The sequence below is a fragment of the Paenibacillus ottowii genome, from assembly GCF_050516475.1.
Lineage (GTDB): Bacteria > Bacillota > Bacilli > Paenibacillales > Paenibacillaceae > Paenibacillus > Paenibacillus ottowii.
Genome location: NZ_CP191577.1, coordinates 4,545,256 through 4,557,794 on the forward strand (window position 1 = coordinate 4,545,256; position 12,539 = coordinate 4,557,794).

At 44.2% G+C, this 12,539-nt stretch carries 10 protein-coding genes and 1 pseudogene; 5 read left to right on the forward strand and 6 right to left on the reverse strand.

All coding sequences use genetic code 11. From position 1 onward, the window contains the following. Positions 1-26 precede the first annotated feature (26 nt). The 4 genes from ACQQ6X_RS21225 to ACQQ6X_RS21240 are packed head-to-tail and all read right to left on the reverse strand — an operon-like array spanning position 27 to position 3,665. Positions 27-1,007: a siderophore ABC transporter substrate-binding protein gene (locus tag ACQQ6X_RS21225; RefSeq protein ID WP_305166923.1), complete on the reverse strand. Its 981-nt coding sequence runs from the start codon at positions 1,005-1,007 to the stop codon at positions 27-29. Between the two features lie 12 nt (positions 1,008-1,019). After that, positions 1,020-1,778 carry an ABC transporter ATP-binding protein gene (locus tag ACQQ6X_RS21230; protein WP_305166924.1) on the reverse strand — a complete coding sequence of 253 codons (759 nt, stop codon included), beginning with the start codon at positions 1,776-1,778 and terminating at the stop codon, positions 1,020-1,022. Next, positions 1,772-2,722 carry an iron chelate uptake ABC transporter family permease subunit gene (locus ACQQ6X_RS21235; protein WP_305166925.1) on the reverse strand — a complete coding sequence of 317 codons (951 nt, stop codon included), beginning with the start codon at positions 2,720-2,722 and terminating at the stop codon, positions 1,772-1,774. Before ACQQ6X_RS21235 ends, ACQQ6X_RS21230 begins: the two co-directional genes overlap by 7 nt. Beyond that, entirely contained in the window at positions 2,712-3,665 is a 954-nt protein-coding gene (locus ACQQ6X_RS21240; protein ID WP_305166926.1) for an ABC transporter permease, read from the reverse strand. Before ACQQ6X_RS21240 ends, ACQQ6X_RS21235 begins: the two co-directional genes overlap by 11 nt. Before the next feature lie 323 nt (positions 3,666-3,988). Here ACQQ6X_RS21240 and ACQQ6X_RS21245 point away from each other — a divergent pair, with 323 nt between their 5' ends. The 4 genes from ACQQ6X_RS21245 to ACQQ6X_RS21260 all read left to right on the forward strand — a co-directional run bounded on the left by ACQQ6X_RS21245 (position 3,989) and on the right by ACQQ6X_RS21260 (position 8,903). After that, positions 3,989-4,666, forward strand: coding sequence for a response regulator transcription factor (locus ACQQ6X_RS21245; protein WP_305167027.1), 678 nt, complete (start codon positions 3,989-3,991; stop codon positions 4,664-4,666). Next, the gene (locus ACQQ6X_RS21250; protein ID WP_305166927.1) at positions 4,663-5,580 is read left to right on the forward strand and encodes a sensor histidine kinase; all 918 of its coding nucleotides are present in this window, start codon (positions 4,663-4,665) and stop codon (positions 5,578-5,580) included. Before ACQQ6X_RS21245 ends, ACQQ6X_RS21250 begins: the two co-directional genes overlap by 4 nt. Positions 5,581-5,688: 108 nt before the next feature. Next, positions 5,689-6,366, forward strand: a complete 678-nt coding sequence (locus ACQQ6X_RS21255) for an ABC transporter ATP-binding protein (RefSeq protein WP_305166928.1) — start codon at positions 5,689-5,691, stop codon at positions 6,364-6,366. After that, positions 6,363-8,903: an ABC transporter permease gene (locus ACQQ6X_RS21260; RefSeq protein ID WP_305166929.1), complete on the forward strand. Its 2,541-nt coding sequence runs from the start codon at positions 6,363-6,365 to the stop codon at positions 8,901-8,903. Before ACQQ6X_RS21255 ends, ACQQ6X_RS21260 begins: the two co-directional genes overlap by 4 nt. Positions 8,904-9,014: 111 nt before the next feature. Here ACQQ6X_RS21260 and ACQQ6X_RS21265 read toward each other — a convergent pair. After that, positions 9,015-9,308 (reverse strand): annotated as a pseudogene (locus ACQQ6X_RS21265) (GNAT family N-acetyltransferase); the annotation flags it as partial. A gap of 201 nt (positions 9,309-9,509) precedes the next feature. Between ACQQ6X_RS21265 and ACQQ6X_RS21270 the strand changes: the two are divergent. After that, the gene (locus ACQQ6X_RS21270; RefSeq protein WP_305166930.1) at positions 9,510-10,484 is read left to right on the forward strand and encodes a ring-cleaving dioxygenase; all 975 of its coding nucleotides are present in this window, start codon (positions 9,510-9,512) and stop codon (positions 10,482-10,484) included. A 187-nt stretch (positions 10,485-10,671) separates the two neighbouring features. Here the strand turns inward: ACQQ6X_RS21270 and ACQQ6X_RS21275 are convergent, their stop codons facing one another. Beyond that, positions 10,672-12,369 carry a M3 family oligoendopeptidase gene (locus ACQQ6X_RS21275; RefSeq protein WP_305166931.1) on the reverse strand — a complete coding sequence of 566 codons (1,698 nt, stop codon included), beginning with the start codon at positions 12,367-12,369 and terminating at the stop codon, positions 10,672-10,674. Positions 12,370-12,539: the final 170 nt, after the last annotated feature.

Consider the following 12,539-nt stretch of genomic DNA (forward strand, 5'->3'; position numbering starts at 1 on the left):
AGTCCTCCATGATGTGAATGTAGGCATTACAGTGCAGCATCTATTTCCTTGATCATTTCAGACACGGATTCCAGACCATTACCTGACAGGTACCAGTAGTTAGGATCAAGGTATACAATATGACCATTTTTATATGCATTGGTTTTCTTCACCAGTTCATTCTCAATGGTTTGTTTACCTGTAACCTGTTCCTTGCCTTCCTCGACCACCACAGCCCCGCGGTCAACGACAAAAATATAATCCGGATTTTTTTGCTGTACATATTCAAAAGAAACCTTTTGTCCATGCGTGGACACTTTAATGTCAGGATCTACAGAAGTTACGCCAAAAGCATCATGAATGATACCGAAGCGGGATTGTGAGCCATATGCGCTCAAGCTTCCTTCGTTCGTCAGTACGATCAAGCCTTTAGCCTTGCTCGCTACAGCCTTGTCATGCACAGCCTTGATGGAGCTATCAATTGCAGCCAGTTCCTGTTTGGCAGCATCCTCTTTGTTGAAGATTTGCCCCAACGTTTCCACGTTCTTCTTAAAGGAATTAATATAATCCTTGGTATCTACAGCCATCGAAATAGTAGGTGCAATTTTGCTCAACTCTTTATAGGCATCCGCTTGTCTGCCACCGATGATGATCAGTTCAGGAGAGAGATCACTGATTTTCTCATAATCCGGTTCAAACAGCGTGCCTGCACTTGCGTATTTGGAATCTTTATATTTGCTCAAATACGTAGGAAGATCCTGCTGCGCTACCGCCGCAACGTCGACGCCCAGCTTATCCAACGTATCCAGTGAACCAAAATCAAACACAACGACATTTTTCGGATTGACTTTGACTTGAACCGGGTTTTCATCGAGTGCATGTTTGACCGAGATGGTCTTGGATTCTGTGGTTGCAGTCGAGGAGCCATCGCCTGTCGCTTCCGGTGTTGCCGGAGCTGCTTGGCCACAAGCCGACACGATCAGTACCAGTGCAAGCATCAGCGTTAAAAACATCATATTTTTCTTCATTCTACATTCCCCCTAAGTGAAATACACACAAATTTTATGATCACCGATCTGTTGAATCGGAATATCCATATCGTACAATTCCTTCAATACCTGGCTATCGATCATCTCGTCAGCCGTTCCTTGTTTCAGCAATCTTCCATCCTTCATCCCCACAATATAGTCTGAATAGCAGGAAGCAAAGTTAATGTCGTGAAGCACCACCAGAATCGTTTTGCCCAGATCATCCACTAAATTGCGCAGCGTCTTCATAATCTGAACCGAATGCTTCATATCCAAATTGTTCAGCGGCTCATCCAGCAGGATATATTCCGTGTCCTGTGCCAGAATCATCGCAATAAAAGCCCGTTGCCGCTGTCCCCCACTTAGCAAATCAATATGCTTGTCCTTCATATCCTCCAGCCCCATGTAGGCCATAGACTGCTCCACCATTTTGCGATCCTCACTGTTCAATCTGCCCTTGGAATACGGAAAACGGCCGAAGCTGACCAGTTCCTTCACGGTTAAGCGAATGTTGACATCATTGGTCTGTTTTAAAATGGATATCTTTCGGGCCAGCTCCTCACTTTTCGTCAGGCTCACAGCCTGCCCATCAATAAGGATTTCTCCTTCATCACTATCTGTCAGGCGACTGATCATGGACAACAGGGTGCTTTTTCCAGCGCCGTTAGGTCCAATAAAGGAGGTAATGGTGCCTTTAGGTACAGTGACGGATACCTGATCCACCACATTTTTATTCCCGTAGCGTTTGGATACGTTTTTGACTTCTACCATGATTTATTCTCCCGCAGCAAAAGGTACAGGAAGTACACCCCCCCGATAAAGTTAATAATGACGCTGACGGTTGTCGATAAGTCGAATACTCTCTCTGCCAGCAGTTGGCATCCTGCCAACGCAATCACACTAATACAGATGGAGGACGGAATGATATAACGGTGCCGGTAGGTTTTCATCACCTGGTAAGCCACATTGGCCACAATTAGTCCGAGAAACGTGATCGGCCCGACAAGTGCCGTAGATATGGAGATGAGAATCGCTACAATGATCAGCAATCTTTTGATGATATAACTGTAAGGAAGCCCTAAATTAATGGCATGCTCCCTTCCGAGTGACAGCACGTCCAGGTATTTGATGAATCTCCACGCATAAGCAAATACGAGCACAAGCACGAATACAGAAAGCCACAACAGCTCGGTGTTTACATTACTAAAGCTGGCAAAGCTCTTGTCCTGAATTTTCGCAAATTCGTTCGGATCAATCAGTACCTCCATAAAGGTAGACAGGCTGTTAAATAGTGTCCCAAACACCAGACCAATCAGCAAAAGCACATAAATTCCCCGTCCATCCTTACGGAAAATTAACTTGTATAGCAATCCCGCGAATAGCACCATCATCCCCACGGACAGCAAAAAGTTTAATTCTTTACTAGTCGAAATCAATGGGACGGAACCAAATGCAAAAATTATCGTCGTCTGAATCAGCATATACAGTGAATCCAGTCCGATAATACCCGGAGTCAAAATCTTATTATTCGTGACCGTTTGGAAAATAACGGTTGCAAATGCAATGGAGCCACCTGTCAAAATGAAGGCTGCGACCTTCTTCAATCGTCGTGGCAGCGCGTAATGCCAGGTGTGCGGAAGATCGATAAACACAAAAGCAGCAATCAACACAAGCGCGGCAGCGGCTAATATTCCGATTTTTAATTTAGGATTCATAAGCCCTTCTCCTCAGCAGCAAATACAAGAACAACGCGCTCCCGATCACACCCACCGTAAGCCCTACAGAAATCTCATATGGGTATATGATCACCCGTCCCAAAATATCGCAAAACAACACAAACACCGCGCCCAAAATCGCTGTATGAGCCAGACTTTTTTTCAGATTATCCCCCATATACATACTGACCAGATTGGGTACAACCAGCCCCAAAAAGGGAATCGTCCCGACGGTTAAGATGACCACAGAGGACACCAAAGCCACGATCACCAAACCCACATTGACGGTGCGCTTGTAATGTACGCCCAAATTGGCCGCAAAATCCTCACCCATGCCTGCAATTGTAAAACGATTCGCATATATGTACGCCAACGCGACCAAAGGAACACTAAGATACAGCATCTCGTAGCGACCACTCATAATGAGAGAAAAATCTCCCTGCATCCACGAGGAAATGCCCTGGATCAGATTATATTTGTAGGCAAAAAAAGTCGTCACCGAATTTAAAATGCCCCCAAACATCAGACCAACCAGCGGGATAAATACTGGGTCCTTGAAGCGGATTTTATCCAGTATCTTCATGAAAATCAGCGTTCCCCCTAAAGCAAATCCAAAAGCCGTCAGCATCTTCGTCCAAAACCCTGCCGCTCCAAACACCATAATGGCCACCAGTACACCTAATCGTGCCGCATCCATCGTCCCTGCGGTGGTAGGCGAAACAAACCGATTCCGGGTAAGCTGCTGCATGATCAGCCCGCAGATACTCATACTCGCCCCTGCGATAATAATGCTGATCAAACGTGGGAGCCTGCTAATCAGGAGCACCTGTGCTTGATCGTTGGTTAAGTGGAACAAATCAAGTGGAGTTACATCATGAACACCGATAAACACCGAGGCGAAGGCCAGTACGAGAAAAGCCAATATTAAATAGCGCAATTTCATTTCTAACTAAGGGAGCCTGTCCAATAACCTGTACCAAGCTTCGGCCCTGTCCTCCCTTCCAATAATGATAATCATTATCAAAACAACTAGGATAAATTATAGCAGTGATATTGTATCTGTCAAATTTTTTGCATTGAATAAACCATGGTAAATAGATGCTAGCAAAAACTGAATAGTCTGAAGAGCGAATGAGCAAATAAGAGCAATATCCTGTAAAATAGAGATGGAAGATTTAGGGTCCCCCTTTTTTCATTTTTACTGTAAGCAATTCTTGGAACTCGGGATTCATTAACTTGATGAATCAAAAAAATAGGAGGCAAATGATGAATCACATACTAATCGTCGAGGATGATATCGCCTTGAGTAACGGTATTATTCTTGCCCTTAAAGAACCTAACAACGCATTTACACAAACGTATGACATTGCTGCTGCAAAAGAGCAATTGAACATCACTGCTTTTGATTTAGTCATTCTTGATATTAATTTACCAGATGGAAACGGGCTTGATCTTTTAACAGATATACGAAAAAAAACAACTAGACCCGTCATCGTTCTGACTGCGAATGATATGGAAACAGATGTCGTCACTGGTTTTGAGCTGGGTGCTGACGACTATATCACCAAACCCTTCAGTCTTATGGTACTGAGAGCAAGAGTTGGCGTTCAGCTTAAGAAATCCAGATACTCGCTTGCAGACTCCATTCAGCTAGACAATTTTTCTTTTTCATTCGAGAGAATGCAATTTATTAAGAATGGTACACCTATTGAACTAAGTAAAACGGAGCAAAAATTGTTGCGCATCCTAATCAACAATCGAGGAAATACCGTTTCGCGTGATCATTTGATAGACAGCATCTGGACTGACGGAGCTGAATATGTAGGTGAAAATGCCTTGTCAGTTACGATAAAAAGGCTACGTGACAAGCTCGAGGATCATCCTTCTTCCCCACAATATATTAAAACGGTTTACGGGCTGGGCTACACATGGGCGTTGAAATGACAACACTCCTCTATATATGTATTGGAGTTGCCGTTGTTGCTGTATGCACCGCTGTGGGTGCTATTATGCTTTATCGCAGGAGCATCCATAAAACAATGAAAACCATTGAGAACATGCTGGATGCCGCGATAAATGGCAGCTTCTCGGAGGATGTCTTTGATGAATCCGTTCTCTCTGCAATAGAAGCTAAATTTGCGAAATTTCTTTCCATTTGTTCCGTGTCCTCCAAAAATCTGCTTGCCGAAAAGAATAAAATAAATGAGCTGATTTCCGATATTTCACATCAAACGAAAACACCAGTGGCCAACATCCTGCTTTATTCCCAACTACTTAGCGAATATGAATTATCACAGGATACCTCCACTTGTGTGAAAGCTCTATCTGCACAGGCCGAAAAGCTTAACTTTCTTATCCAGGCATTGTTGAAAACATCGCGGCTTGAAACGGGAATTATCACGGTATCGCCAAGACGGGAATCTGTGCAAAGGCTCCTTGATGCTGCATTGGAGCAAATAACGCCAAAAGCAGATGCCAAAGGGATTTCAGTTGTTATGGAGGATACCGCTATTCATGCTAATTTTGACCTAAAGTGGACGATTGAAGCTGTCTATAACATTATGGATAACGCTATAAAATATACAGAGACAGGCGGAAGCATGATTATAAAAGTGATAGCATACGAATTGTTTTGCCGAATTGATATCACTGACAACGGCATAGGGATTGCAGAAGAGGAACAAGGTAAAATCTTTACCCGCTTCTATCGCTCTCCCACTGTTAACACGCAGGAGGGTGTCGGGATTGGACTGTTTTTAGCTAGAGAAATTATCGCTGCGGCGGGTGGTTACATCAAGGTACATTCACACTACGGCTGTGGCTCTACCTTCTCTATTTTTCTTTCTATGGATACTTAATCCTTTCAGTATTGTTAGATTCCAGAAAGATTGTAGAAAGATTAGTGTGTTAGTGTCTGTACTGTAGATGACTACGGTCCAGACATTTTTTTGTGAAGGAGAACTTATATGGCTCTGTTAAGAACACAGGAATTAAAAAAGTATTATGGTAACGGGGATACTGCTGTTCATGCCTTAGATGGAGTTAACCTGGAGGTGGAAAGCGGAGAGTTTGTGGCCATTGTCGGTACATCCGGGAGCGGCAAATCTACCCTTCTCCATATGCTGGGTGGACTTGATCGTCCAACCAGTGGAAACGTTACGATTGACGGCAAGGATATTTTTACATTGAAGGACGAAGAATTGACCATTTTCCGCAGACGAAAGATCGGCTTTGTTTTTCAAAATTACAATCTGGTACCCGTCTTGAATGTCTACGAAAATATTGTGCTTCCTATTGAACTGGATGGTAAAGAGCCAGACAAAACCCACATAGATAAAATTGTACATACCTTGGGTCTTGACCAAAAGTTGAATAACCTGCCCAACCATCTATCGGGGGGCCAGCAGCAACGCGTAGCCATCGCCAGAGCATTGGCAGCAAAACCTGCAATTGTTTTAGCAGATGAACCCACCGGGAACCTGGATAGTAAAACCAGTCTGGATGTGATGGGATTAATCAAAGTATCCAGCCAGCAGTTCCGCCAAACGATGGTAATGATTACTCATAACGAGGAAATTGCGCAAATGGCAGACCGGATCATCCGAATTGAGGACGGTAAAATGGTCGGCGGTGATACAAAATGATCAAGGTAAAGAACAAAAAAGTAATCCGTAATTTATCAGAGAAGAGCTTCAAAGTAAACAAAGCCCGTAACCTCTTTGCTATCGTTGCCATAGCACTAACCTCATTGCTATTTACAACACTGTTCACTATGGGGATTGGCGCTGGGGAAAATTTACAACGGGCGACCATGCGACAGGTCGGTGGAGATGGACATGCCGTACTTAAATATATAACGGATGACGAATTTAATCATGTCAAGGATCATCCGTTGATCAAGGAAATAGCTTATAACCGTATACTAAGCGACGGAGTTATGAACGATAAATTTCTAAAACGCCACACAGAGTTCTGGTATTACGATGATGTAGGGATGAAGCTTGGTTTTATTGAGCTTAAAGAGGGGCACAAGCCTGCGGCGGAAAATGAAGTGATCGCAGACTCCAAGACGTTGCAGCTATTGGGTGTTCCACTGGAGGTTGGAGCACCTTTGAGGCTAAAGCTTGACATACGAGGTAAAGAAGTACAGCGTGATTTTATCCTCTCCGGCTGGTGGAAAAGCGATCCTGTGTTTAACACAGGACAAATATTCGCCTCCAGATCCTATGTCGATGCTCATGCAAAGGAATTACAAAGCACCTATAAAAAAGATCATTTCTATACAGGAACCATTAGTGCAAATATAATGTTCGACAATAGCCTTGATTTGCGGGGAAAGCTCAGTAAAGTGATTACCGAAAGCGGGTATTCGCTTGACGAAGATGCACCGAACTATATCGCGAATAATGTAAATTGGTCATACATCTCAACCAATTTTAGTATGGATGCGGGAACAATCATGGCACTTACTTCCGCCCTGATACTGATCGTATTTACCGGCTATTTGATCATCTACAACATTTTTCAAATATCGGTGATGCGAGATATTCGTTTTTATGGTCTTTTAAAGACGATCGGCACAAGCGGCAAGCAGATCCGCCGGATCATTCGCAGACAGGCGTTAGTTCTTTCAGGGATAGGAATCCCGTTTGGGTTAATAGCAGGTTTTTTTGTCGGTAAAGCACTTATACCACTTCTTATAAACCACACTACTTTTGCTGGTACCGAGGTATCGGTATCTCCCAACCCATGGATTTTTATAGGATCGGCTTTGTTCGCGCTCATTACCGTAATGATCAGCACTTTCAAGCCAGGCAGAATTGCGGCAGCTGTTTCGCCAGTTGAGGCAGTAAGATACACAGACGGAAATACCAAGGGCGGCCGTAAGCTGAAAAAATCCACTGAAGGCGCTAAAATGATCCACATGGCTCGCTCCAACTTGGGGCGCAATACAAAGCGTACCGTGTTAGTAGTCATCAGTCTTTCGTTAAGCCTTGTACTTCTTAACACGGCGTTCACCCTGTCTCAGAGCATTGATATGGATAAGTTTGTATCCAAATTCAATGACACTGACTTTCTCATTGCTCATGCTGAATATTTTCAACGTCCCTATTTTAGCGGCCCTAAAAATGAGACCTCCGAAAGTTTTATTCAGGCTGTACAGACACAGCCCGGCTTTGAAGAGGGCGGTCGCTTGTACGGTGGCAGATTAGTGCTTACTGTCGAGAATGGAAAATACACCAATGAGGACGATGAGACTGATTCTCGCGGCAACTTCATTGCAGCAGTATATGGGCTGGAAGATTTACCACTGCACCGGTTGCGATTACTAGACGGTGAGCTTGATTTTGAAAAGCTGGCTTCCGGTAAGTATATATTGGAAGGGGTAGATTTAGATGACCATGACATCCCCCATATGGAAAAAGCTCTGTATAAGGTGGGTGAAAAGGTCACGCTTCACAGTTATATGGGAGTAGCAGAAGCTCCGCTGGATAAAGAGTATACTACGCATGCATTCACAGTGCTTGGTCATGTTGCAATTAAATATAGTACCAATTCTGATCGCCGTTCAAGTACGTATAACTTCTATCTTCCGGCAAATATTTACAAGCCGCTTGCGGAGCAGCCTGCTGTGATGAGCTACGCCTTTAATGTATCACCTGATCAGGAAGAGGCCATGGAGAGCTTTTTAAAAAGTTACACCGAAACTACAGAGCCGGTAATGAACTACACATCCAAATTCACTTCAATGAATGAGTTTTCCGGTATGCAAAACACCATCATGATGATCGGTGGCACGCTCAGTCTGATTATCGGCCTAATTGGTATCCTCAACTTTGTAAACGCAATTCTGACGAGTATATTGACACGGCGTCAGGAGTTTGCCATGCTGCAAAGTATCGGCATGACCAAAAAGCAATTGCGGGGTATGCTGATCTATGAAGGGCTATATTATGTTCTCGGCACCGCCCTATTCTCCATTTTATTAGGGATCATATCATCTATTTCAATTGTGAAACCCCTAAGCAGTATGATGTGGTTTTTGAGCTATCACTTTATAATTTGGCCAATGCTAGTTTCACTGCCTTTACTGATATTGCTTGGGATACTTATTCCAGTAGCAGTCTATTCTATGAACAACAAACAAAGTATTGTAGAGCGACTTCGAGAATCAGAGTAGATGCACCTAACAATAAGAAAGCAAAATATCCATGTGCCTCAAAAAAGATGACTTCTGATTCATTCAGAGGTCATCTTTTCATGCTTAGTAAGACCTTATTTTACAAGATACCTATAACCTCCACTCTTCCCGTAAATGCCCCATTCGGATCGAATCATAATACTCTCCGTTATAATATCTGCACTTTCGAAGTCTGGCTTCCAGAGTCATGCCCAGCTTCTCTCCAACCCTTATCATCCGATGATTTCCTGACCAGGTTGTAAAGCCTACTCTTACTAGAGGCAATGTATTAAACAAATGGTCGATCCACAATCGAAGAGCTCTCGTACCATAGCCACCACTCCAATACCCTGAATCATAGATACCTATCCCCATTTCAAGCCATAGGGAAGGCTTATGCTCCCAGATGCTTTATTCTATCTGCTTTTGCATAATATCGAGTATCTATTTTGCCTGTTTTTGAAGTAAGATCGTAATTCATGTTGACAAACAATAAAAAATAATATATCTTAATATCAAGATAATAAATATAAAGAAAAGTTTACGACGACGGTTTATTTTACTTTGAAAAACCTAATCATATAAAAACCAAGGAGGGCAAATAACATGAAATTGTTAGGATTGCATCATGTTTCGGCGATTACAGCAGCAGCGGCTAAAAATGTTGAATTTTATACTCAGGTATTGGGACTTCGGTTGATCAAGAAAACGGTGAACCAGGATGATGTTAGTGTGTATCACCTTTTTTATGGGGATGAGCGCGGAACCGCGGGTACGGAAGTCACTTTCTTTGAAATTCCACATGCGGGACAAACTCGCACAGGGAATAACAGCATTTCGGCGCTCTCCCTACGGGTACCGAACGACAAGGCTCTGGATTACTGGAAAAACCGCTTCGATCAGTTGGATGTGAAGCATGGTGAAATTATAGATCAAGCAGGACGCTTGGCGCTTTCGTTTGAGGATTTCGAAGGACAACGCTTCTTCCTCGTTTCAGATGAGCATGACAACGGAATGCGGGGCGGCACGCCTTGGGAGAAAAGCCCTGTTCCTGCGGAATACGGCATCGTTGGACTTGGTCCGGTTCATCTGACCATTCCCAAAGCGGAGAATACCATTCTTATTCTTGAACAAGTGATGGGCTTCCGCAAAAAAGGCTCCTACCCTTCCCCAGTTGCCGGACAACCGGATGTGGTTATCTACGAAACAGGTGAAGGTGGTACGGGAACTGAAGTTCATCTGGAAGAGCGCAACGATCTGCCACAAGAGCGACCAGGACGCGGCAGTGTGCATCACGTTGCTTTCCGTGTTGAAACCGAGGAAGAGCTCAAACAGTGGGTAGACCGTATTGGGCAGTTGCAAATCTCCAACTCTGGTTTTGTAGATCGCTTTTATTTCCGTTCCTTGTACTTCCGTGAGCCAAACGGCATTCTGTTTGAATTGGCTACCGATGGACCTGGCTTTGACACCGACGAGGAATTGGAGTTTCTGGGCGAATCCCTGTCACTGCCTCCATTCTTGGAGCCGCGCCGTGCATCTATTGAGGCTAATCTCAAACCACTCAACACCAAACATGAATAAGGTATATTTGCTCTGAAAAATAAACACAAAGCCGAGACTTCTACATCATGTAGAGGTTCCCGGCTTTTTTCGTGCAACTGCTCTGTTTTCATTTCAAAAAGCATCCCATCTACAAGCTCTTCGGCTAGATTGGCTAGATCGGCTAGATAGGCTAAACAGGCAAGTGAAATACCCTTTTGGGCTGTGTTTATAGCTTTTTATCATCCACGCTGTTCAGCCATGCTTCGATTTCCCCGATCACAGAGGCGATACAGCCATCCTGGAACGGCGAGATCAATCCAGCCAGCTCAACTAATCCGGTAAAGGATCGGCTTCCCCCGGCACGGCATAGCTTCAAATAATCTTCCCACGCTGCCGTCCGGTCCTCGCCCATACGTTTCCAGAACTGGAATGCACACAATTGTGCCAATGTATAGTCAATATAATAGAACGGAGATTGAAAAATATGGCCCTGCTTATGCCAGAATCCGCCCTGCTCAAGGTACTCGTTGCCTTCATAATTCAGATGCGGTTTATACTTGCGTTCAATGGAACGCCATGCACTTTTACGTTCAGCTGGAGTCCAGTCCGGGTGTTCATATACAGCATGCTGGAATTCATCTACGGCTACACCGTAAGGTACGAACAACAACGATGAAGATAGATGTTCAAAGTGATATTTATCCGTATCTTCCTCGAAGAACAGCTTCATCCAAGGCCATGCGAAAAATTCCATACTCATCGAATGGATTTCAGCCGCTTCCATGGTTGGCCAGTGGTATTCAGGAATTTCAAAATGCCGGCTTTCATAGACCTGGAAGGCATGACCTGCTTCATGCGTCAATACGTCGATATCACCGGATGTACCATTGAAGTTGGAGAAGATAAACGGCGTGCCATATTCGCTTAAAAATGTACAGTAGCCTCCGCTTTGCTTGCCCTTTTTGCTGATTAAATCCATCAGTCCACGCTCGACCATAAAACTGAAAAATTTATGTGTTTCTGGCGAAAGCTCCTCATACATACGCGCTCCATTACGAAGAATCCAGTCCGGGTCGCCTTTTGGCGTAGGATTGCCTGACAAGAAGTTGAAGCCCTCGTCGTAATAGCGAAGCTGATCTACTCCGATCCGTTCGCGTTGGCGCTCTTTCAGCTTGGTTGCCAGAGGAACGATGTGCTTCAGCACCTGCTCGCGGAAATTGGCTACCATCTCTGCATTGTAATCTGTACGTCCCAAGCGGGCGTAGCCCAATTCTACGAAGTTGTCATAGCCCAGCTTATGCGCCATGCGCGTGCGTACCTTCACCAATTCATCATAAATCCGGTCCAGCTTATCCTCATGCTCACTCATAAATTGATATTTGGCCTCGGAGGCCTGTTTACGCGTCTCACGGTCGGTTGCCATTTCAAAAGGCAGGAGCTGAGACAATGTGCGTTCTTCCCCCTCAAACGGGATTTTCGCTGAGGCAATCAATTGAGCATATTCCGAAGTCAGCTTATTTTCCTGCTGCAAATCCTCAATGATATCCGGGTGGAACGACTTGAGCGCCACCTCAGCAATACTGAAAAGCTGGCTCCCCCATTGGCTCTCCAACTCAGCTCTAAATGGAGACTCCACCAACGCCCGGTAATAATCGGTTACATATTCCTGGATAACCGGCATGAAATCATCAGCGTACTCTTGCTCTGCTTTGTAGAACGCATCTTCCGTATCAATGGAGTGCCGAACTTCCACTAATTGCAGTTGCGTTTCCACGTTACTGCGCAGCTTGTTAATCGCATGTATAACTTCATTTTGACGTTCTACATTGTCTGCTTCACGAAACTGCTGCAACAGTGTTTTAAACCGCTGTTCAATTTCAGGTTGCACTGGCCGGCTATAAGCCATTTCGCTGAATATTGTCATTGCTTCGTTTCCCCCTTTAATGTAATAAATCTGATGCCTATTATACAGTACGATTAGACCAAACTGGAAGCTGGAATGCCAAAATAATACAACCATAAAAGCCGCAATACCATGTATTGCGGCTTTTATGCCTCATCTAACTCTATATATCAAAAAGTCACTGTCTAAAA

What these genes read in the sequence shown, in the direction of transcription:
- ACQQ6X_RS21225 (WP_305166923.1), bottom strand. Translation starts at nt 1,007, where the DNA reads ATGAAGAAAAATATGATGTTTTTAACGCTGATGCTTGCACTGGTACTG.
- ACQQ6X_RS21230 (WP_305166924.1), bottom strand. Translation starts at nt 1,778, where the DNA reads ATGGTAGAAGTCAAAAACGTATCCAAACGCTACGGGAATAAAAATGTG.
- ACQQ6X_RS21235 (WP_305166925.1), bottom strand. Translation starts at nt 2,722, where the DNA reads ATGAATCCTAAATTAAAAATCGGAATATTAGCCGCTGCCGCGCTTGTG.
- ACQQ6X_RS21240 (WP_305166926.1), bottom strand. Translation starts at nt 3,665, where the DNA reads ATGAAATTGCGCTATTTAATATTGGCTTTTCTCGTACTGGCCTTCGCC.
- ACQQ6X_RS21245 (WP_305167027.1), top strand. Translation starts at nt 3,989, where the DNA reads ATGAATCACATACTAATCGTCGAGGATGATATCGCCTTGAGTAACGGT.
- ACQQ6X_RS21250 (WP_305166927.1), top strand. Translation starts at nt 4,663, where the DNA reads ATGACAACACTCCTCTATATATGTATTGGAGTTGCCGTTGTTGCTGTA.
- ACQQ6X_RS21255 (WP_305166928.1), top strand. Translation starts at nt 5,689, where the DNA reads ATGGCTCTGTTAAGAACACAGGAATTAAAAAAGTATTATGGTAACGGG.
- ACQQ6X_RS21260 (WP_305166929.1), top strand. Translation starts at nt 6,363, where the DNA reads ATGATCAAGGTAAAGAACAAAAAAGTAATCCGTAATTTATCAGAGAAG.
- ACQQ6X_RS21270 (WP_305166930.1), top strand. Translation starts at nt 9,510, where the DNA reads ATGAAATTGTTAGGATTGCATCATGTTTCGGCGATTACAGCAGCAGCG.
- ACQQ6X_RS21275 (WP_305166931.1), bottom strand. Translation starts at nt 12,369, where the DNA reads ATGACAATATTCAGCGAAATGGCTTATAGCCGGCCAGTGCAACCTGAA.